At 73.0% G+C, this 20,210-nt stretch carries 23 protein-coding genes; 10 read left to right on the top strand and 13 right to left on the bottom strand.

Going from position 1 to position 20,210, the window contains the following annotated elements:
* Window positions 1–249: 249 nt before the first annotated feature.
* The 3 genes from pyk to ABEA87_RS32905 all read left to right on the top strand — a co-directional run bounded on the left by pyk (window position 250) and on the right by ABEA87_RS32905 (window position 3,197).
* A complete protein-coding gene (pyk, locus tag ABEA87_RS32915; protein WP_345636303.1) occupies window positions 250–1,710 on the top strand; it encodes a pyruvate kinase in 1,461 nt (486 codons plus the stop codon).
* Between the two features lie 60 nt (window positions 1,711–1,770).
* Entirely contained in the window at window positions 1,771–2,646 is an 876-nt protein-coding gene (locus ABEA87_RS32910; RefSeq protein ID WP_345636440.1) for an acyl-CoA thioesterase, read from the top strand.
* A gap of 92 nt (window positions 2,647–2,738) precedes the next feature.
* Window positions 2,739–3,197 carry an RrF2 family transcriptional regulator gene (locus ABEA87_RS32905; RefSeq protein ID WP_345636301.1) on the top strand — a complete coding sequence of 153 codons (459 nt, stop codon included), beginning with the start codon at window positions 2,739–2,741 and terminating at the stop codon, window positions 3,195–3,197.
* Window positions 3,198–3,349: 152 nt separating this feature from the next.
* Here the strand turns inward: ABEA87_RS32905 and ABEA87_RS32900 are convergent, their stop codons facing one another.
* On the bottom strand, window positions 3,350–3,949 hold the full coding sequence (locus tag ABEA87_RS32900; RefSeq protein ID WP_345636299.1) for a winged helix-turn-helix transcriptional regulator: 600 nt from the start codon (window positions 3,947–3,949) through the stop codon (window positions 3,350–3,352).
* Between the two features lie 105 nt (window positions 3,950–4,054).
* On the opposite strand from ABEA87_RS32900, the gene ABEA87_RS32895 reads away from it, so the two are divergent.
* Window positions 4,055–4,897, top strand: coding sequence for a hypothetical protein (locus ABEA87_RS32895; RefSeq protein ID WP_345636297.1), 843 nt, complete (start codon window positions 4,055–4,057; stop codon window positions 4,895–4,897).
* Window positions 4,898–4,996: 99 nt separating this feature from the next.
* Here the strand turns inward: ABEA87_RS32895 and ABEA87_RS32890 are convergent, their stop codons facing one another.
* The 8 genes from ABEA87_RS32890 to ABEA87_RS32855 form a co-directional block, all read right to left on the bottom strand.
* Window positions 4,997–5,521 (bottom strand): hypothetical protein, encoded by a 525-nt coding sequence (locus tag ABEA87_RS32890; protein WP_345636295.1) that lies wholly within the window; start codon window positions 5,519–5,521, stop codon window positions 4,997–4,999.
* Window positions 5,522–5,580: 59 nt separating this feature from the next.
* On the bottom strand, window positions 5,581–6,006 hold the full coding sequence (gene pcaC, locus ABEA87_RS32885; protein WP_345636293.1) for a 4-carboxymuconolactone decarboxylase: 426 nt from the start codon (window positions 6,004–6,006) through the stop codon (window positions 5,581–5,583).
* Window positions 5,996–6,577 carry an alpha/beta fold hydrolase gene (locus ABEA87_RS32880; protein ID WP_345636291.1) on the bottom strand — a complete coding sequence of 194 codons (582 nt, stop codon included), beginning with the start codon at window positions 6,575–6,577 and terminating at the stop codon, window positions 5,996–5,998. The genes pcaC and ABEA87_RS32880 overlap by 11 nt, the downstream gene beginning before the upstream one ends.
* A gap of 198 nt (window positions 6,578–6,775) precedes the next feature.
* Window positions 6,776–8,104 (bottom strand): 3-carboxy-cis,cis-muconate cycloisomerase, encoded by a 1,329-nt coding sequence (pcaB, locus tag ABEA87_RS32875; protein ID WP_345636289.1) that lies wholly within the window; start codon window positions 8,102–8,104, stop codon window positions 6,776–6,778.
* Window positions 8,105–8,321: 217 nt separating this feature from the next.
* Window positions 8,322–9,035 carry a dioxygenase family protein gene (locus ABEA87_RS32870; RefSeq protein WP_345636287.1) on the bottom strand — a complete coding sequence of 238 codons (714 nt, stop codon included), beginning with the start codon at window positions 9,033–9,035 and terminating at the stop codon, window positions 8,322–8,324.
* Entirely contained in the window at window positions 9,035–9,760 is a 726-nt protein-coding gene (gene pcaH / locus ABEA87_RS32865; RefSeq protein WP_345636286.1) for a protocatechuate 3,4-dioxygenase subunit beta, read from the bottom strand. Before pcaH ends, ABEA87_RS32870 begins: the two co-directional genes overlap by 1 nt.
* A 22-nt stretch (window positions 9,761–9,782) precedes the next feature.
* Entirely contained in the window at window positions 9,783–10,574 is a 792-nt protein-coding gene (locus ABEA87_RS32860) for a CoA-transferase subunit beta (RefSeq protein ID WP_345636285.1), read from the bottom strand.
* Window positions 10,571–11,479 carry a CoA transferase subunit A gene (locus ABEA87_RS32855; protein WP_345636284.1) on the bottom strand — a complete coding sequence of 303 codons (909 nt, stop codon included), beginning with the start codon at window positions 11,477–11,479 and terminating at the stop codon, window positions 10,571–10,573. The genes ABEA87_RS32860 and ABEA87_RS32855 overlap by 4 nt, the downstream gene beginning before the upstream one ends.
* Window positions 11,480–11,706: 227 nt before the next feature.
* Between ABEA87_RS32855 and ABEA87_RS32850 the strand changes: the two genes are divergently transcribed.
* From ABEA87_RS32850 to ABEA87_RS32835, 4 genes are all read left to right on the top strand, one after another.
* Window positions 11,707–12,924, top strand: a complete 1,218-nt coding sequence (locus ABEA87_RS32850; RefSeq protein ID WP_345636283.1) for a thiolase family protein — start codon at window positions 11,707–11,709, stop codon at window positions 12,922–12,924.
* A gap of 83 nt (window positions 12,925–13,007) precedes the next feature.
* Complete coding sequence (locus ABEA87_RS32845) at window positions 13,008–13,448, top strand: VOC family protein (protein ID WP_345636281.1); 441 nt, start codon at window positions 13,008–13,010, stop codon at window positions 13,446–13,448.
* A 173-nt stretch (window positions 13,449–13,621) separates the two neighbouring features.
* Window positions 13,622–13,825, top strand: a complete 204-nt coding sequence (locus ABEA87_RS32840) for a hypothetical protein (protein ID WP_345636280.1) — start codon at window positions 13,622–13,624, stop codon at window positions 13,823–13,825.
* Window positions 13,826–13,850: 25 nt separating this feature from the next.
* Window positions 13,851–14,240, top strand: coding sequence for a DUF2267 domain-containing protein (locus ABEA87_RS32835; protein WP_345636279.1), 390 nt, complete (start codon window positions 13,851–13,853; stop codon window positions 14,238–14,240).
* 19 nt (window positions 14,241–14,259) lie between these two features.
* On the opposite strand, the gene ABEA87_RS32830 is transcribed toward ABEA87_RS32835, so the two are convergent.
* From ABEA87_RS32830 to ABEA87_RS32820, 3 genes are all read right to left on the bottom strand, one after another.
* The gene (locus ABEA87_RS32830; RefSeq protein ID WP_345636277.1) at window positions 14,260–15,474 is read right to left on the bottom strand and encodes a YVTN family beta-propeller repeat protein; all 1,215 of its coding nucleotides are present in this window, start codon (window positions 15,472–15,474) and stop codon (window positions 14,260–14,262) included.
* Window positions 15,471–16,475, bottom strand: coding sequence for a polysaccharide deacetylase family protein (locus ABEA87_RS32825; RefSeq protein ID WP_345636275.1), 1,005 nt, complete (start codon window positions 16,473–16,475; stop codon window positions 15,471–15,473). The genes ABEA87_RS32830 and ABEA87_RS32825 overlap by 4 nt, the downstream gene beginning before the upstream one ends.
* Window positions 16,476–16,728: 253 nt before the next feature.
* Complete coding sequence (locus ABEA87_RS32820; protein WP_345636273.1) at window positions 16,729–17,331, bottom strand: TetR/AcrR family transcriptional regulator; 603 nt, start codon at window positions 17,329–17,331, stop codon at window positions 16,729–16,731.
* A 203-nt stretch (window positions 17,332–17,534) separates the two neighbouring features.
* On the opposite strand from ABEA87_RS32820, the gene ABEA87_RS32815 reads away from it, so the two are divergent.
* Complete coding sequence (locus ABEA87_RS32815) at window positions 17,535–18,518, top strand: quinone oxidoreductase family protein (protein WP_345636271.1); 984 nt, start codon at window positions 17,535–17,537, stop codon at window positions 18,516–18,518.
* A 34-nt stretch (window positions 18,519–18,552) separates the two neighbouring features.
* Here ABEA87_RS32815 and ABEA87_RS32810 read toward each other — a convergent pair whose 3' ends face one another.
* The gene (locus ABEA87_RS32810) at window positions 18,553–19,452 is read right to left on the bottom strand and encodes a hypothetical protein (protein WP_345636269.1); all 900 of its coding nucleotides are present in this window, start codon (window positions 19,450–19,452) and stop codon (window positions 18,553–18,555) included.
* 631 nt (window positions 19,453–20,083) lie between these two features.
* On the opposite strand from ABEA87_RS32810, the gene ABEA87_RS32805 reads away from it, so the two are divergent.
* Window positions 20,084–20,210 (top strand): Clp protease N-terminal domain-containing protein (locus ABEA87_RS32805; protein ID WP_146605600.1); only part of this gene is annotated, 127 nt, incomplete at its 3' end.

Genomic DNA, 20,210 nt, shown 5'->3' with positions numbered 1-20,210 from the left:
TCGAGACAGCCGCAGCGCCCGGCCCCCACGTCAGCGGGGTGCCGGGCGCTCGGGTGTTGCCGGGGGCGCGCTGGCACGGCCGGGTGCGCCGACGGCGGCCAGGAACGGGTCGTACCATGCAGGATGCCGCCACCAACGCCGCTGACGTTGCAACCGATGCCGTTGCGTAAGCACCATCAATTGTTCATTTTGGATTTCCCGGTAACACTGGGTCGGTGGACCGGGCCGTGAACGGAAGGCATTAGCCTCATGGGCGTGACACGCCGCGCGAAGATCGTATGTACCCTCGGCCCCGCGACCACCAGCCCCGAACGCATTCGTGGCCTGGTCGACGCAGGCATGGACGTGGCCCGGCTGAACTTCAGCCACGGCACACACGATGACCACGCGCAGGTGTACCAGCGAGTCCGCGAGGCCGCCGAGGCGACCGGTCGGGCGGTGGGCGTGCTGGCCGACCTGCAGGGTCCGAAGATTCGCCTCGGGCTGTTCGAGGACGGCCCGGTCGAGTGGCGCACCGGTGACACGGTGGTGATCACCAGCGAGGACATCATCGGCACCCGGGATCGGGTCTCCTGCACGTACCGCAAGCTGCCCACCGAGGTGAAGCCGGGCGACCGCCTGCTGATCGACGACGGCAAGGTGGCGATCGAGGTCAAGACCGTCACCGGCGGCACGGACATCCAGTGCCTGGTGATCGAGGGCGGGATGGTCTCCAACCACAAGGGCGTCTCCCTGCCCAACGTGGCGGTCAGCGTTCCTGCGCTGTCGGACAAGGACGCCGAGGACCTGCGCTTCGCGCTGCGGCTGGGCGCCGACCTGATCGCGCTGTCGTTCGTGCGCTCGCCCGACGACATCAAGCAGGTTCACGAGATCATGGACGAGGTCGGGATTCGCCGGCCGGTGATCGCCAAGATCGAAAAGCCGGAGGCGGTCTCCGCGCTGGAGCAGATCGTCGACGCGTTCGACGCGATCATGGTGGCGCGCGGCGACCTCGGCGTGGAGATGGCGCTGGACCAGGTGCCGCTGGTGCAGAAGCGCTGCGTCCAGCTCGGGCGCGAGCTGGCCAAGCCGGTGATCGTGGCGACGCAGATGCTCGACTCCATGATCGAAAACTCCCGCCCGACCCGCGCCGAGGCCTCCGACGTCGCCAACGCGGTGCTCGACGGCGCGGACGCGGTGATGCTCTCCGGCGAGACCAGCGTCGGCAGGTATCCGGTGCTGACGGTCTCCACCATGGCCCGCATCATCGAGACCACCGAGGCCGGCTCCATCGCCGTACCCCGCCTGCAGCACGACCCGCGTACCCGGGGCGGCGCGCTGACCAACGGCGCCTCGACCATCGCCACCTCGATCGGCGCCAAGGCGCTGGTGGCCTTCTCGCAGACCGGTGACACGGTCCGGCGGCTGGCCCGGCTGCACTGCCAGCTCCCGCTGGTGGCGCTGACTCCGGAGCCGGAGGTGCGCAGCCAGCTGGCCATGTCGTGGGGCGTGGAGAGCGTGCTCGTGCCGTACGTGCACCACACCGACGACATGTTCCGGCAGGTCGACCGGACCCTGCTGGAGATCAAGACCGCTCAGCCGGGCGACTACGTGGTGATCGTCGCCGGTACTCCGGCCGGCACCCCGGGCACCACCAACACGCTGCGGGTGCACCAGCTCGGCTCGCTGACCGACGGCCCGTCGCAGGCGTCCGGCCGGCACGGTTCGTGACGGACGATCGCGGTGACTGACGATCGCGACCTGGCCGGGTCGGGCCTCGGGGCACACCCGATGGCCCAGACCGGCCAGGTCGCAGTCGACGGGCTGCTGCGGATCCTGGATCTGGAGAAACTGGGCGAGGACGAGTTCCTCGGCAACAGCCCCGAGGTGGGCTCCGCGCTGCAGCGGGTCTTCGGCGGTCAGGTTGCCGGCCAGGCGCTGGTCGCGGCCGGGCGTACGGTCGAACCGACCCGGCGGGTGCACTCGCTCCACGGGTACTTCGTGCGGCCCGGCGACCCGGCGGTCCCCATCACCTTTCAAGTGGAGAACATCCGCGACGGGCGTTCCTTCTCGGTACGGCGGTCGGTCGCCCGGCAGCACGGCAAGACGATCTTCTTCATGTCCGCCTCGTTCCAGGTGACCGAGGCCGGGCTGGATCACCACGTGTCGGCGCCGCCGGACGTGCCGCCGCCGGACGAGGTGCCGACGATGGCGGAGCGGCTGGCGCGGTACCCGGAGCGGCTCGGCATCTGGTCGATGATCCCGCGCCCGATCGACGTCCGGTACGTGGGCGAGCCGGGCTGGGTACGGCCGGGGGATCGGCCGGTCGCCGCCCGCCAGCAGGTCTGGATGCGCATCGATGGCAAGCTGCCGGACGATCCCCTGCTGCACGCCTGCGCGCTGACCTATGCCTCGGACCTGACCCTGCTGGACGCGGTACTCAACCAGCACGGCGAGGTCTGGGGCCCGGGCGGCCTGGTCGGCGCCAGCCTCGACCACGCGCTGTGGTTCCACCGCTCGTTCCGCGCGGACGAGTGGTTCCTGTACGACTGCTCCAGCCCGTCGGCGTCGGGCGGCCGGGGCCTGGCCACCGGGCAGCTGTTCACGGTGGACGGCCGGCACATCGCCAGCGCGGTGCAGGAGGGGCTGCTCCGGCGGGTCGGCTGAACCGGCCGGGTTTGCCCGGTTTTGGCCGTTCCCGGGGCGGGCCCCCAGCGGCCGGGTGGGGGGCGTCGCGAGGCCGGTTACATAATTGTCGAGTGCGACTCTCCGCCCGGGTGGATTATGCCCTTCGTGCCGTCGTCGAGCTGGCCTCGTCGTCGGGCGACGACGCTCGGCCGGTGACCGCCGAGCAACTGGCCCACGCGCAGGCCATTCCGCCCAAGTTCCTGGAGAGCATCCTGCTGCAACTGCGCCGCGGTGGCGTGGTCAATGCCCAGCGCGGCCCCGAGGGCGGATACTGGCTGGCCCGCCCGGCCACCGAGATCTCGCTGGCGGACGTGATCCGGGTGATCGACGGGCCGCTGGCCAACGTACGCGGACACCGGCCCGAGTCGCTGGGCTACCAGGGTGCGGCCCAGGCCCTGCAGGAGGTCTGGATCGCGCTGCGGGCCAGCGAGCGGGAGATCCTGGACCTGGTCAAGATCGCCGACGTGGCCAACGCCGACCTGCCCGACCGGGTCCGCGACCTGGCCGCCGACCCCGCCGCCTGGGTCTGAGACCCGACCGGCCCGACCCCGACCCGCCCTGCCGGCGGCCGTAGTTCTCTCCGGGGCCGCAGTTCAAGCCCTGGTCCGGTCGGCCGTAGTCCCAATCGGCCGCAGTCTCGACGGGCCGGGCCCGCGGCTGCGGACCCGGCCCGGAGCTGGCACTAGTGGCCGGCGGAGCTGCCGGCGGTCGCGCCCTGCTCGCTCGGGTAGCGGCCGACCGAGGTCACCCGGGGCGGTGGCGCGGAGTCCCGGGCGTCCGGCCGGCCCGGCGCGGCCAGCCAGCCCGGCAGCAGGTAGGCCCCCGGCCCCCGGCGCCCGCCGGGTCCGCCGCGGGCCGCCACCTCGCCCGCGTGCACCGGGCCCTTGCAGGCCGAGCACACCATCAGCGGCTCGGTCGGCTGGCCGCAGCGGCGGTGCACGATGGTCACCGGTGGGCCGTCCGCCTCGGCCGTCCAGCGGTCACCCCACCGCATCAGGGACAGCAACACGGGCAGCAGGTCGGCGCCCTTGGGCGTCAACTCGTACCGGTAGCGCAACGGCCGGTGCTGGTACGGCTCGCGGGACAGCAGTTCGTGCTCGACCAGGGTGGTGAGCCGGTCGGTCAGCACGTTCGTGGCGACCCCAAGGTCACGCTGGATCTCGTCGAACTTGGTCAGCCCGAACACGACATCACGCAGGATCAAGGGGGTCCACGCTTCGCCGACGACCGCAAGGGTACGGGCGATGGAGCAGGGCATTGCGTGGAAATCGGTACGCTGCATTCCCGCAGCTTATTGAATGGCTTTCAGGAAACAAGCCATCGTCGCCGCGGTGACGCACACGCGGTCCGATCCGGGCCGCGACGACTGCCCGGGAGGGGTCGCTTCGTGATAGAGGTACGGCTGGCGTCCGAGCCGGTACCGGGTGCCACGGCGAACGAGGACTGCGCGTTCGCCGTACCGGGGCTGGTCGGCGTGCTCGACGGAGTGACCGTGCTGGACGGGATGGAGACCGGCTGCGTGCACGGCCCAGCGTGGTATGCCCGGATGCTGTCCGGCCGGCTGATCCGGGCGCACGCCGCCGATCCGGCGGCGCCCCTGGACCGGCTGCTGGCCACCGCGATCGACGGGGTGCGCCAGGCGCACGGGGACCGGTGCGACCTCACCCATCCGGGTACCCCGGCCAGCACGGTGTGCCTGGCCAAGTACGGCGCCGACCGGCTGGAGTACCTGGTGCTGGGCGACAGCCCGCTGGTCTACCAGGTGCACGGCGACGCCGGGCGGGTCGAGGTGGTCGACGACCAGCGGGTGCAGGAGGTCGGCCGGCTGCTGCCCGACCCCATCCCGGAGGACATGCCGAAGGACAGCTCGGAGTACGCCCGGGCGGTACGGGAGCGCACCGCCGCGAAGCTGCGGTACACCAATCGGCCCGGCGGGTACTGGATCGCCTCCACCGACCCGGCCGCGGCGGGGCACGCGGTGACCGGGGTCCTGCCGCTGACCGGCCGGGACGCGGTGCGCCGGGCCTGCCTGTTGACCGACGGCGCGTCCCGGGCCGTGGACACCTACGACCTGTACGGCTGGCCGGAGCTGCTCGACGCGCTGGCCGGGCACGGTCCGGTACACGTGATCGAACGGGTGCGGGAGGCCGAGCGGGCCGAGAGCGGGCACGTGCGGGTCAAGCGCCACGACGACGCGAGCGCTGTGCTGATCACCTTCGGGGTTTCATAGCCTGCGAACGACCGGAGGGCCTGCGAACGACCGGAGGGCCTGCGAACGACCGGAGGGGCCGGCGCGGGCCGACCCCTCCGATCTGGACCACTCGCTGGGCTACCAGTGCTTGAGCCAGGGCAGCTGGGTGAGCAGCCAGCTGTGCAGCCGGCCGACCTCGTCGGTCTTGCTGTCCAACCAGGACAGGTCGCTGCCGATCGCCAGCACGCCGAGCAGGATGGCGCCGAGGCTCGCGATGAGGCCGAGCAGCGCCAGGCTGTGTCCCGTAACGCCGCGACGGCTCGCGCCGACCAGGCCGCCCGCGGCGATCGCGCCACCGATCACGCCGAGCACGATGGCCTCGGCGGCCATCAGCCCGGTGAGCGCGGCGGCCACCGCCACCACGCCGATGATCAGGCTGAGCGTGGCCATCGCGCTGACGTGCGCCCAGCGCGGCCGTTCCACCTCGACGGTGGTGTCGCTGGCGGGCTCGGTCACGGTCGCGGTCGCCCGGTGCCTGGTGGGTATGCGGTGGGTGGTCGTCTGGTCGTCGGCCGCCCGAGGATTGATCACTGATTCACGAGTCGTGGCGTCCTCGGCGGCCGACTCGGTGTCGTCATGCCGCCGGGCGAGTAGGTTCCGCACCTGGTCCTCCCCTGTCGATCCGCCTCAATGACCAGGGAGGTACCCAATGCTGTCGATGCTTACACCCCGGGATCGACAATCGTCGGCGGCCGGGTCGGTCCGGACGGCGGGTCCAGCGGCTGGTCGATGGCGGCGAAGGTGCGCGTGGCCACGGCGAACGCGCGGTTCGCCGCCGGCACTCCGGCGTACACGGCGACCTGCAGCAGCACCTCCTTGATCTCGTCGCGGGTCAGCCCGTTGTTCAGCGCCGCCCGCACGTGCATGGCCAGCTCCTCGTCGTGGTGCAGGGTGGCCAGCATGGCCAGCGTGACGCAGCTGCGCGCCCGCCGGTCCAGGCCCGGCCGAGTCCAGATCTCGCCCCAGGCGTACCGGGTGATGAAGTCCTGGAAGTCGGCGTTGAACTCGTTGGTCCCGGCCACCGCCCGGTCCACGTGCGCCGAGCCGAGCACCTCGCGGCGCACCGCCATACCGTCCTCATAGGACATTGTCCGGAATCCCTTTCGCGACAAGGTGTTCGATCAGGATGGCGGTGACCGGCCCGGGGCGTTCGACGTTGGCCAGGTGCGCGGCGTCGGGCACCACGTGCAGCCGCGCGCCGGGGATGGCGTCGGCGATGACCTTTCCGTGCGACGGTGGCGTGGCCGGGTCCATCGCGCCCGCGATGACCGCGGTCGGCGCGGTCACGGTGGGCAGCACCGGCCGCAGGTCCATGGCCGCGATCGCCTCGCAGCAGGCCGCGTACCCCTCGTCGGTACAGCCGGCGAGGGTGTCCTCGAAGTCGCGCACCGCGTCCGGGTTCCCGGCCACGAACGGTGGGGTGAACCAGCGCGCGACCAGCTGCGCGGCGATGGCGCCGGAGCCCTCGCGCCGGACCCGGTCGGCGCGCTGCCGCCACGGGTCGGGGGAGTCGAACCGGGCCGAGGTGCAACACAGCGCCAGTCTGTCTACTCTGGACGGTGCCTGGGCGGCCAGCCACATGCCGACCATGCCGCCCAGGGACACCCCGCAGTACGAGAACCGGTCCAGGCCCAGGCGGTCCAGCAGGGACGTCGCCACCCAGATCGTCCATTCTGTACGGTCCGGCCGGCGCGGGTGAGTCACCGTGCCCCCGGTGCTCGTAGCGCAGCACCCGGAAGTGCTCCTCGAACGCCGGCAGCTGGGCCTGCCACAGCATCCCGGTGGTGCCCAGCGAGTTGCCCAGTACCAGCACCGGACCGTGCGCCCGGCCGGTCAACCGGTAGCGCAGTGCCACGCTCACCGTCCGCCTCCCCGATTCGCGTGCGCGGCGAGCGCGCGGTCGATGAACGCCGACGTCGAGCCCAGATACCCGCCGGGCCGCACCGACTCGTCGATCTGCTCCGGGCTCAGGTGCGCCCGCACCTCAGGATCGTCGTGCAGCGCCTGGCCCAGCGACCGGTCGGTGGCCACCGCGTCGCGGCACACCCGCGACACCAGTTCGTGCGCGGCGTCGCGGCCCAGCGCCGGGGCCAGCAACCCGGCCACGCGCTCGGCCATTGGCAGCCCCCGGGTCGCGTCGAGGTTCTGGCGCATCCGCCGCGCGTCCACCCGCAGCCCGGACAGCACGTCGGCGGTGCCGGCCGTGGCGCCGCCGACCAGGCCGAGCAGTTCGGACAGCGGTTGCCACTCGGCGTGCCAAGCGCCGGCGGCGCGCTGGTGCTCCTGTGCCATCCCGGACAGCAGCGTGGCCACCAGCCCCGGTACCCGCCGGGTGGCGGCGGTGACCAGCACGCTGCGTACCGGATTCTGCTTGTGCGGCATGGCCGACGAGGCCCCGCCGGTGGCCTCGGCGATTTCGCCGAGCTCGGTCTGCGCGAGCAGCGTGAGGTCCAGCGCGATGGTGGCCAGCACGCCGGACGCGGCACCGAGGGCGCCGGCCAGCTCGGCGATCCGGGTGCGGTCGGTGTGCCAGGGCAGCACCGGCTCGGCCAGCCCCAGCTCGGCGGCCAGCAGCCCCAGTACCCGGGGCCCGTCCGCGCCCAGCGCGGCCAGGGTGCCGGCGGCGCCACCGAACTGGACGGCCAGCCGGTGCTCCCGCACCCGCTCCAGCGCGGCGATGCCCTCGCCGACCGCGACCAGCCAACCGGCGCAGGTCAGCCCGAACGTGATGGGCAGCGCGTGCTGCCCCAGGGTGCGCCCGGCCATCAGGGTGTCCCGGTGCTCGGCGGCCAGCCGGGCGCAGTGCTCCGCCACGCCGTTCAGGTCGGCCAGGATCTGCCCCAGGCAACGCTTGGTGACCAGTACCGCGGCGGTATCCAGCACGTCCTGGCTGGTCGCGCCGAGGTGCAGGTACGGCGCCGCCTCGGCGGGCAGCACGCGACCGAGGTCGCCGAGCAGCGGTACGACCGGGGTGCCGCTGGCCCGCGCACGCCGGCCGAGGTCGGCCGGATCCGGGCGCAGCACCGCGGTCGCCTCGGCGATGGCGTCGGCGGCACCGGGCGGTACGAGGCCGGCCCGGGACTGTGCCCGGGCCAGCGCCCGTTCGAAGTCGAGCATCGCCCGCACCCACGCCCGGCCGTCCAACTCGCGGTCGACCTCGGGCGTGCCGAACAGCGGATCGAACACGCTGCCGCCGGTCCGCTCGAACCGCCCGGTCGGCGGCTCGGGGCGCCCGCCCCGTCCGGCCGTCCCGGCCTGCTGTGCGGGACCGGGCGCACCGGCCTGCTGTGCGGGCCCGGCCGTCCCGGCCTCACGCGCGGGACCGGCCGTCCCGGCCTCACGCGCGGGACCGGCCGTCCCGGCCTCACGCGCGGGACCGGAAGGCCCGGTGGGCTCGGATGGCTCAGAGGTCGAAAAAGGCGGTCTCATCGGCGCCCTGGAGGTGGATGTCGAAGCGCAGCCCGCCGTCCTCGGCGACGGCCACCAGGCCGGCCCGCACCTCCGGCTCCTCGATCGAGGACAGCACCGGGTCGGCGTCGTTGGCCGCCGCCTCGTCCGGGAAGTAGATCCTGGTGACCAGGCGCTGGAGCATGCCCCGGGCGAGCACCGTCACGTCGAGGTGTGGCGCCTGCGTGCCGCCGCCGGGCGCGGGTACCGGGCCGGGCTTGAGGGTCAGGATCGAGTACCGGCCCCGCGGGTCGGTGGGGCACCGGCCCAGGCCACGGAAGCCGAGTCCGTGCCCCAGCGCCCAGCCCGCCGCGCCCAGCCCGCCGGTCGACGCGTCGGCGTCGCGACCGGCCGCCGAGCCGGTGGGCGCCGATCCGTTGGCGGGCGAGCCGTTCGCGGCCGAGCCGTTGTGCCCGGTGGCCGGCGCGCTGGACTGGCCGCGCGGATCGTCGGGGTGGGCGAACCGGCCGTCGGGGTCGGCCTGCCAGGTCTCGATGAGGGCGTCCGGCACCGGTTCGCCGGCACCGTCGAACACCCTGCCACTGATCCGGATCGCGCCCGGCGTGCCCTCGGGCACCACGAGTGGGCCGTCGCTCCACGGCAGCGCGCCCGGCAGCGCGAAGAACGGCCCGACGGTCTGGGACGGGGTGGTCGGTTGCGGCGTACCCATCAGTGCTCCTCGTCTTCGAACACGCTAGCCCTCGGGCCGCGCAGCACGATGTCGAACCGGTAGCCGAGTGCCCACTCGGGTACCGTGCTGTCCAGGTCGAAGTCGCAGATCATGCGCTGCCGGGCGGCCTCGTCGCGGACCGAGTTGAAGATCGGGTCCTGGCCGAACAGGGGATCGCCGGGGAAGTACATCTGGGTCACCAGCCGCTGGGTGAACGCCCGGCCGAACAGCGAGAAGTGGATGTGGGCCGGGCGCCAGGCGTTGCTGTGGTTGCGCCACGGGTACGCGCCCGGCTTGATGGTGATGAACTTGTAGTTGCCCTCGCTGTCGGTGACGCACCGGCCGCCGCCGTCGAAGTTCGGGTCCAGCGGCGCGTCGTGCTGGTCGCCGTCGTGGCGGTAGCGGCCCGACGCGTTGGCCTGCCACAGCTCCACCAGCGTGTCGGGCACCGGCCGGCCGGTGCCGTCCAGGATCCGGCCATGCAGGATCATGCGCTCGCCCAGCGGCGCTCCGGCGTGCTGGCGGGTCAGGTCGGCGTCGGCCTCGGCGACCCGGTCGTGGCCGAACACCGGGCCGGTGATCTCGGTAAGTCCCTGGGGCAGCACCCGCAGCGGCCGGTGCGGGGTGCGCAGCCGGGTCGATCCGTACCCCTCGAAGCCCGGCTCCGGATGGGAGCCGTGGTCCGTCGGGTAGAAGGGTAGGCGCAGGTCGGTCACGTCTGGCATGTCTACTCCTGCTGCTCGGGTTCTACTCCTGCTGTTCGGTCTGCTGCCTCAGCCGGCGCAGCGCGGCCAGCTCGGTCGGCGTGGGCGGATCGGTCTGTCGCAACGATTCGGCGACCCGCAGCGGCCAGCCGGTGCGCGCGCGCACCTCGTCGAGGCCGACGCCGGGGTGCACGGCGGTGAGGGTCAGCTCGCAGGTCTCGGGGTCCGGCTCGAGCACGCCGAGGTCGGTGATGACCGTGCGCGGGCCGGCGCCGCGCAGGCCGAGGCGCTCCCGGTCGCCCTTGCCGCGCCCGAAGCCGACCGACGTGACGAAGTCGACCCGCTCGACAAAGGCGCGGGTGGACTGCCGTACCACGACGATGACCTCGCGGCAGGACGCGGCGATCTCCGGTGCCCCACCGGCGCCGGGCAGCCGGACCTTCGGCCGGCGGTAGTCGTCGCCGATCATCGTGGTGTTCACGTTGCCGTACTTGTCCAGCTGCGCGGCGCCGAGGAAGCCGACGTCGACGCGGCCGGGCTGGAGCCAGTAGTTGAACACCTCCGGAACGCTGATCACCGCGTCCGCGGTGTCCGCGAGGATGCCGTCCCCGATGGACAGCGGCAGCCGATCCGGCTTGGCGCCGAGGGTTCCCGACTCGTATACGAGCACCAGGTCGGGGGCGTGAGTGCGGCGGGCCAGGTTGGCCGCGGTGCTGGGCAGGCCGATGCCGACGAAGCACACGACGCCGTCGCGCAGCGCCCGGGACGCCGCGACGGTCATCATCTCGTCGGGCGTCCACGGCTGGGCGTCCACCCCGGCCTCCGTCCCGGTCATGCCCGCGCCCCGTTCTGCTGATCTGCCCCGCTCGGCCGATCCGCCCCGTTCTGCTGATCCGCCCCGCCCCGTTCCGGGTTCGGCCCCGGGTCGCCCGGTGAGCGGTTGAAGATCGTGCTGTCGAGCCATCGGTTGAACTCCTCGCGGTCCCGGCCGATCGCGTCCCAGGCCCGGTAATAGTCGTTGTCCCGCACCGAGTATCCCTGCGCGTACGACGGGTGGGCGCCGCCGGGCGCCTCGGCGACGTAGCCGATCGCCCAGCTCGGCAGCACCATGGCGCCCGGTCGCGGGTCCAGCTCGTCGACGATCTCTTCCACGGTCACCAGCGACCGCGTGGCGCACAGCACGGCCTCCTTCTGCACCCCGGTGATCCCCCAGAGCTGCACGTTGCCGTGGCGATCGGCGCGCTGAGCGTGGATCACCGCCGAGTCGAGCTTCAGGGCCGGCACGGCGGTCAGCACCTCTCCGGTGAACGGGCAGGTGATCGGCGCGATATTGGAGGTCTGGCCGGGCAGGTCGGTGCCGACGTACCCGCGCAACACCGCGAACGGCAGCCCGGACGCCCCGGCCACGTACCGGTTGGCCATGCCCGCGTGGCTGTGCTCCTCCAGCTCGAGCGGGGCGGGCCAGTCGTGGGAGACCGCGTCGCGGAAGCGGTGCAGCGAGCCGACTCCGGGGTTGCCGCCCCAGGAGAAGACCAGGCGGCTAGCGCAGCCGGCGCCGATCAGCTGGTCGTAGATCAGGTCGGGGGTCATCCGCACCAGGGTCAGCCCCCGCCGGCCCTGGCGGATCACTTCGTGCCCGGCGGCGAACGGGATCAGATGAGTGAAGCCCTCGAACGCGACGGTGTCACCGTCCTGAACAACCTCGGAGACCGCCTCGGGGAGCGAGGTGATTCGGGCCATGGTCCCTCCGCTTCCGGTCGAGCTACCGCGTGGCGGCGGTCGAGCTACCGCACGGCGGCACAGTGTTCGCTAGACGAACACTAATCCGTATATCGAACAACCCTATCGAGCCCGCCTCCGGCTGGTCAACGACGCACTTCTCACATTCAAACCGGCGATTTCCTCCAGTAGCCTCGGTCTCACAGCCGGCGGTGCCGGCCGCAGACCGCACATCCTGGAGTCCCGACATGTCCGAAGCGTTCCTGGTCGACGGCGTCCGCACTCCGCAGGGCCGGTACGGCGGTGCACTGTCCACGGTACGGCCGGATGACCTGGCCGCCCTCGTCGTCGGCGAGGTGCTACGCCGCAGCGGCGCGCCGGCGGACGCGGTCGACGAGGTGATCCTCGGCGCCGCGAACCAGGCCGGTGAGGACAACCGGAACGTGGCCCGGATGTCCGTGCTGCTGGCCGGGCTGCCCGAGACCGTGCCCGGCTTCACCGTGAACCGGCTGTGCGCCAGCGGGTTGACCGCGGTCGCCACCGCCGCGCAGATGGTCCGCTCCGGCGAGGCCGACCTGGTGATCGCCGGCGGGGTCGAGTCGATGACCCGGGCGCCCTGGGTGATGGCCAAGCCGGGTACCCCGTGGGCGCGCCCGGGCGAGGTGCACGACACGTCGTTGGGCTGGCGCTTCACCAACCCGCGCTTCGCCGCGGCCGACGCCGCCGTGCCGGCCGGCGCCGGCCCGGAGACGACGAAGCTGACCCTGTCCATGGGCGAGACGGCCGAGGAGGTGGCCGCGCTCGACGGGATCACCCGGGCCGACTCGGACGCCTTCGCGCTGCGCAGCCACCAGCGGGCCGTCGCGGCCATCGACGCCGGCCGGTTCGCGGCCGAGATCGTGCCGGTACCGGTTAAGGACGGCGCGGTCGCCGTGGACGAGGGGCCCCGGCGCGACACGACCCTGGAGAAGCTGGCCAAGCTGCGGGCGGTGTTCCGGGCCGGCGGCGTGGTCACGGCCGGCTCGTCCTCGCCGCTGTCCGACGGCGCCGCCGCCATCCTGGTGGCCAGCGAGCGGGCCGTGCAACGGTACGGGCTGCGCGCCCGGGCCCGGGTGGTCGCCTCGGCCAGCGCCGGTGTGGCACCCAACCTGATGGGCCTGGGCCCGGTACCCGCCACCGAGAAGGCGCTGGCCCGCGCCGGCTGGCAGGCGGCGGACCTGGACGCGGTGGAGCTGAACGAGGCGTTCGCCGCGCAGAGCCTGGCCGTGATCCGGCGGTTGAAGCTGGACGAGGACCGGGTCAACGCCGACGGCGGCGCGATCGCGATCGGGCACCCGCTGGGCTGCTCCGGTGCGCGCCTGGTGGTCACGCTGCTCGGCCGGATGGAGCGCGGCGAGGCCCGGCGCGGCCTGGCTACCCTGTGCGTGGGCGTGGGTCAGGGCGCCTCGCTGCTCGTCGAGCGCTGATTCTCCGACCGGCGAGCCGACCCGGCTCGCGGCGGCGGTCGCAGGGGGTGCCGGGGTGCGCCGCGATCCGGCAGAATCCCCGCATGGCGATCCAGGTACAGGTGACCTTCGACTGCGCCGACCCCGCGCGACTGGCCCGGTTCTGGGCCGAGGCGCTGCATTACCGCTCCGAAGCGCCGCCGGCCGGGTTCGACGACTGGCCGGCCTTCCTGCGCAGCATCGGCGTGCCCGAGGAGGAGCTGAACGACGGCGACTCGGTGGTCGACCCGGACGGCGCCGGGCCGCGCCTCTACTTCCAGCAGGTGCCGGAGGGCAAGACCCTGAAGAACCGTCTGCACCTCGACCTGGCCGTCGGCGGCGGGCGGTCGGTGCCGCTGGCGACCCGGCGGGCGCGGGTGGAGGCTGAGGCGGACCGCCTGGTGGCGGCGGGCGCCACCCGGCTCCGGGTCAACGCCCCGCCCGGCATGGACCAGTACGGCGTGGTGATGTCCGACCCGGAGGGCAATGAGTTCTGCCTGCACTGATCCCCTGCACTGATCCCCCGGCACGGAAACCGGCGGCCCCTTCCGGTTCACCTCGCACAGGCGATGAGCCCTCACCCCGCCGCGTCGAACATGGATATAAGGAGCGGTGGCCGAGGTGTGCGGCGATGCCGCTCGGTTCTCGGCGGCACGGCCGATCCCGACAAGGGGGAATCATGAGCAGGGACAGGAGCCTGGGCAAGAACGGTACCGCCAGCCGCAACCGCGCGGCCGCGGCGATGGAGGACACCGACCCGATGACCAGGGAAGAGCTGTTGGAAGCGTGCGGACTCGTCCCGGAGTCGTCGGCGTCCGGCATGAGCCGTGGCGAGCGCGGGCAGCCGGATTCGGACTCCGACGACCCGCGGCCCGCGATCTAGGCGCTCGCGACCCCAGGGGGCAGACATGCGATACGACCAGTTTCTCGCCCAGGTCCGGGAGCGCGGTGAATACGCCGACCGGAACGAGGCGGAGTGGACGACCCAGGTGGTGCTGCGCGTGCTCGCCGACCGGCTCACCGCGCAGGAGGCCGAGGATCTCGCGGCCCAGCTGCCAGACCAGGCGGCCAACACTCTGACCGCGTACGCGGGCGACCCGGAGACGTTCAGCGTGCACGAGTTCCTGCGCCGGATCGCCGAGGTCACCGGCGCCACCGAGCGCACCGCCCAGTGGGACGCCAGCGCCGTGCTGTCCACGGTGGCGGACGGGGTGAGCGGCGGCGAGGTCAAGGACGTCCTCGGCCAGCTTCCGTCCGGGTACTCGGTGCTGTTCGGCAAGTCCGCGCTCGGCGGCTGATCCGGCGCCGGCGTCCTGCCTAGCGCAGGATGCCGGTGTGGCCCAGCGAGTACCGGCCCGGCTGCGGCCAGACGCACAGTCCGTGCGGTTGCGTACCGACCGGGATCCTCGCGATGAGGTGTCCGTCGCCGGTGTCGATCGCGTATACCTCCGAGTTGTACCGGCCGGACAGCCACAGCACCTTGCCGTCGGGGGACAGCCCGCCCATGTCCGGGCTGCCGCCGCCGGGAATCTTCCACTTGGCGGTCAGCTTGCCGGTCGCGAAATCCAGCACCGAGATGGAGCCCTCGCCCCGATTGGTGACGTACATGCTGCTGGAGTCCCGGCTGATGTACAGGCCGTGCGCCCCGTCCCCGGTGGCCAGGTAGGTCGGCTTGCCGAAGGCGTCCCCGTCGAGGATCCACACCCCGCTGGACTGCATGTCCGCGATGTACCAGGTCTTGCCGTCGGGGGAGACCTTCACGTCCTGCGGCATGGGGTTGAGCCCGGGCAGCCGCTGCTGAGCGATGATCTTTTGGTTCGCGACGTCTATCTTGAGCAGGTCGCCGGAGAACTCGCAGCTCGCGATCATGTAGCGCCCGTCCGCCGAGAAATCCGCGTGGTTGACCCCGTCGCAGGTGACGTCGATGGTCTTGATGGTCTGCATGGTGTGCGGATCGCGGAACACGATCTGGTGCGCCGCCTCGGCCATCACCACCGCGTACCTGCCGTCCGGGGTGAAATAGAGGTTATAGGGGTCGTTGACCGGTACCGGGTCGGCGAACCTGCCGGTCGCCGGGTCGATCGGGGTCACCGCGTTGCCCTGGTCGCTGTTGACCCACAGGGTGCGCAGGTCCCACGACGGCACCACGTGTTCGGGGCTGTGCGGCACCGGTACGGTGTCGATCACCTTGTACGTGGTCGGGTCGATCACCGACACCGTGTCGCTGCCGTTGTTGGGTACGTAGATCCGGTACGGGTCGCCCTTGACGGCGTCGGACAGGTCGCCCGGCCGATCCGCCGCGTACAGGTCGTCCGGGTCCAGTACCGGCGGCATGCCGGGCAGCGGCGCGCCGCCGGCGGCCTCGGCGTTGGCGGTCTGCACCGGCTGGACGGAGTGCATCGCCGGCATGTTGGGCATGGGATCCGGCACGCGAACAGCGGCCTTGTCGTGGCTGGTGCAGGCGGCCGCGACGACGAGGCTCACGCCGATGCTGACGGCCCCGAACTTGAGATAGCGAGAGGTGCGGTTCATGCGCTCATCAACTCCGTCATGGTGACCGGTCGCAGCCCCAGCCCGTGGAGCCGGTCGAGAATGGCCGGGATCGCGGTAACGGTGCCGGCGTGGCCGCAGTGCATGCTGACGATGGAGCCCTGGCGCACCGAATCCGACACCGCGCCCACGATGGTCGGGGCCGGAGGGTCCGTGCTGTCCAGGGAGTCGAGGTCGTAGGAGAGGCAGGTGGCGTACCCGACGCGGGTGGCCTGCGCTCGGATCGTGGCGGTGGAGTACTGGGTCATCGAGGGGCGGAACCAGGTACCGATGGACCCGGTCAGCCGCCGCAGCACGGCGGCGCAGGCGTTGATCTCGGCGAACGCGTCGGAGGCGCTCATGCTCGCCAGATCCTCGTGATTCTGGGTGTGGTTGCCCAGCTCGTGCCCGCCGTCGAGGATCCGCTTCGCCAACTGCGGCTGGTCCGCGAGCCAACTGCCGACGGCCAGCACGGTGACCCGGGCACCGCCCCGCTCCAGCTCGTCCAGCAGGGCGGTGACCTGTGCCGGCTCGCCCTGCCCGTGGAATGTCAGCGCGACGTTCGGCCGGTCTCGCGGCCCGTTGGTCACCTCGGGCGGCAGGGCCCCTGGCGACAGGGCTCCTGGCGACGCGCCCCCGGGCGGCGGGGCGGGCCGGCCGCTCGGCTCGGGCGTGGTGGTCGGTCGGGGCGTCGGGCCCGTACCGGCGGGGCTGGCGGTGGTCCTCGGGGCGCGCCGGCGCGGGGCGGCCGTGGTGTCCGGGCCGGCCGCGTTCGTGACCCCGGCGTGGCCGGCCGGCTGGCAGGCGACGGCTGGTACCGCGGCGAGGACGAGCGCGACGGCCTTGAGCGCACCGCGCCGGCCGAGTTCGCCCGGCGCCTCGACCGCGGCTCGCCGGCCGAGTTCGCCCGGCGCCTCAACCGCACCGCGTCGGCCGTGTTCGGAGGGTGTCTCGCTGGCGGCGGGGTCCTGCGGCTCGACGGTCGCTGCCTCGTCTCGCCGCACGGCTCCCCCTCCGGTTCGCGCCTGATTGCGGCGCAGCCCGCGGGTCGTGGGGGAGGGGGCCCCATCGCCGGGCGGCGCGAATGGCTAATCAGCCGTAATCATAGCGAACTGACTGATTTTCACATTACCGCGTGAAAGGCGCGCTTTACTTTGGCACGGCCAAGTGGCCCGCACGCTGCGCGATTTTCCGTTCGGGACACCTGGCGCGCCGGGCGACTGGCGGAGTCGCGGCGGCGAGTCGGTAGCGGCAGGGTCAGGCGCTGCCGGTGCGGGTCGCGGGAGCGGCCAGCAGGGTGCTGGCCAGGTACCGGAGGGTGCGGTTCAGGCGCTCCGACTCCCCGCGCGCGAGCAGGTGGCGCACCAGGTCGCTGTGCAGGGAGCCGAGCAGGATGTGGGCGAGCAACTCCCCGTCCAGGTCCGGTCGGGCCTGGACGATCAGGCCGGCGACGTGCCGGTGCCAGGCCTGGTAGAGGGGGCTGGACTGCCGGCTGCGCTCGGCGTGCTCCTCGTTCGTCAACGCGTGTTCGTACGCGGCGATCAGCGCCACGTTCGCGGTGGCCAGCTCCGTCACGGCGTCCAGGAAGGCGATCAGCCGCTCGAGCGGGGGCGCGCCCGGCCCGAGCGGGGGCGGCCCGTCGGACAGCGCCTCGATCATCGCCATCGTCCGCTGCTCGACCAGGGCCCGCATGAGGCCCGTGCGGTTGCCGAACCGGCGGAACACGGTGCCCTTGCCCACCCCCGCGGCGGCGGCCACCTCGTCCAGGGACACGTGCTCCACGCCGCGCTCGGCCAGCAGTCGCTCGGCGGCGAGCAGGATGGCGCGGCGGTTGCGGGCGGCGTCGGCGCGCTCGACCACCTGGGCGGTCCCCTCTCTGGGCGGTGTCCCTCCCGGTGAGGGCTCCCGGTCGGGACCGGTGGGGCCGCGACCGTGGTCACCGTACCCGGGGCGGGGCGCCGGTCGTCGCACACGCGAGGCGCCGAGGAATCGGGATAGACGGACTGACGGTCCGGATAGTACGGTCAACCGGACCGTCAGTCAGCTTAGCGAGGGGGCGCGACATGCGCGCGATCGTCATGCACGAGGTGGGTGGGCCGGAAGCCCTGGTCCTGGAGGAGATACCGGTGCCGACCGCGGGGCCGGGGGAGGTGGTGGTGCGTACCGAGGCGATCGGTACCCACTTCGCGGACACCGAGGTGCGGGCCGGCAAATACCTGCCGGCCCGCCCGGAGTCGTTGCCCGCCGGGGTGGGATTCGAGGCGGTCGGGGTGGTCACCGAGACCGGCGCCGGGGTCGATCCGGCGCTGCTGGGGCGGCGGCGGGCGGTGGTGCTCCTCGCGGGCGCAGGCACCTACGCCGAGTACGTGGCCGCGCCGGCCGCCGCCGCGCTGCCGGTACCCGACGGAGTCGGCAGCGTCGACGCGGTGGCGGTCGGGCTGCAGGCCGCCGTGGCGTTGGGGGTGCTGCGCGCGGCCCGGCTGGACGGGTCGGAGTCGATCCTGATCGAGGCGGCCGCTGGTGCCGTGGGCGGGTACCTGCTCCAGCTCGCCCGGGAGCACGGCGTTGGTCGGATCGTGGCCACCGCCGGTACCCCGGAGAAGCGCGAGCACGCCCGGCGGCTGGGCGCCGACGTGGTGATCGACCACGGCGTGCCGGACTGGCCCGCCCGCGTACCGGAGGCGCTGGACGGCGGCGAACTCGACGTGGTGTTCGAGTCGATCGGCGGCGCGACGGCCGGCCAGTTGCTCGGCGCGATGACGCCGGCCTCCGGGCGGATCGTGTTCTACGGCATGCTCGCCGCCAAGCCGCCGGAGATCGCGCCGACCGATCTGCTTGCGCGCGGGCTGAGCCTGATCGGCTTCGGCGGGCGGGCGGGCACCGAGCTGGAGCGGATCCGGTCGCTGCACGCGGAGGTGCTCGACCGGGTGGCGGCCGGGCGGCTCCGCCCGCTGGTGGACTCGGTGATGCCGCTGGCGGAGGCGGAGGCGGCGCACCGGCGGCTGGAGGAGCGCCGGGGGATCGGCAAGATCGTGTTGACCCCCTAGCCGAAGGGAGGCCCAGCGGAACCGGGGCGGACGGTCAGGCCAGGGCGGGCGGCTCGTCCCGGGACAGCACCCACAGCTCGTCCGGGGCCGTGATCACGGCCGACGGCCAACCGTCCGGCCAGACCTCGTAGCGGCTGGGCGGGCCGGTCGGCTCCCACAGGGCCCCGATGATCGTTCCGGTCGCGTCCGCGTGCGGGCCGGCGACGATCCGGACCCGGGTACCGGGGGCGTGCCCGTCCTCGCCGACGACCAGCACCGCGTCCAGGATCTGCCGGGCGCCCCGGAACGCGTCCGGCCCCGGTACCCGGACGGGGCAGTGGCCGATGAGGGCGCCGACCGGCGCCGAGGCGGCCGCCTTGATCCGCGGGTACAGGCCGGCCAGGTCGCCGTCCAGCAGCCGACGGGCGGCGCGGTCCAGCCCGGCGCAGGCCGTGTCGATGGCGGTCTCCTCGCCCAGCTCGGCCTCCCAGGCCAGTTCGCCGGTCGACGGCACCAGATCGGGGCGTTCGTGGGTGAGGACCAGGTACAGGCAGGAGAGTGCGGCACAGCGTCCGGCGCCGTGATAGAGCGGCCCGGCGCCGGTGCCCTCCTCGCCGCGGCTGGGCGGGAACCGGTCGGCCAGGTGCCGGGCCCGCCCATCGGGCAGGTCGGCGGCCAGCCGGGCGTCCTGCACCCGCTGGGCCAGGCTGCGTCGCTGCCGGTGCTCGACCAACCCCCGACGGTGGCTATCCGAGCCGGCCGGGTAGACGGTGCGCCCCTGGCTGGCCGGCATCCCGCCGGCGGGCTCGCCGCCGGCGCGCAGCGCCCCGGCGAGTTGGCGCGCGGCGACCAGGTAGGACACGCCGGTGCGGGCGGCCTGTGCGCGGATGGCGCGCTTGCGGGCCCGCCCCTGCGCCGGCTTGCGATGCTGGTTGTCGACCATCCCGTCCTCCACGGGCCCACGCTCCCGACGGTTCGAGGCGAACAGTGCCGACGACGGGAACCGGTGCTCGGATTCGGGAGCGGTCGGATCCCCGCGTTGCGTCTCGCCGCGCTGAGTCGGAGCCTCTTGGCCCGTATCGGCCGGCGTGGGGCGGGCCGTCCGGGCTCGGGCAGGCGCGCTGCCCTGACGCGATGATAACCGCCGCCGGGGCTGCGCGCCGTGCCCGGCACGACTGGTCTCGGTCGTCTTCCGGCACGCGACCGGCCTGGGTCGCGGCGCGGCGCGGCGTCAGACGCGCCGAGCCGGGATGGTCGGCGACTGGTTTGGGTCGTGGCGCGGCGTCAGACGCGCCGAGCCGGACTGGTCGAGTGATGATCGACCGGCGCGCCGGGTGGCGACGCGCCCGTGACAGTCACCCCGGGCCGGTCGGCCGCGTTGGCGAATCAAAAGCGACGCGGGGGCGGGGTAGCATTGAGTAGGGCAGTGCGCCTGCCCGAGCCTTGTCCGGTCGCCCACGCTGACCGTAGAGGGCCAAGAGGCTCCGACTCAGCGCGGCAACCATTTCAGCGCGATTACCTCCGCCTGTGGCGCTCTGCGTCCGTGTTGGGCGGGACGCGTGGACCCCCGGAAGGATGTGATGATCATGTTCGAGCGGTTTACCGACCGAGCACGGCGGGTTGTGGTCCTGGCTCAGGAAGAGGCCCGGATGCTCAACCACAACTACATCGGCACTGAGCACATCCTGCTTGGCCTGATCCATGAGGGTGAGG

The organism is Rugosimonospora acidiphila, assembly GCF_039543385.1.
GTDB classification, from domain to species: Bacteria; Actinomycetota; Actinomycetes; order Mycobacteriales; family Micromonosporaceae; genus Rugosimonospora; species Rugosimonospora acidiphila.
The sequence above is the reverse complement of the archived record's forward strand: the minus strand, read 5'-3'. Positions and strand labels throughout refer to the sequence as shown.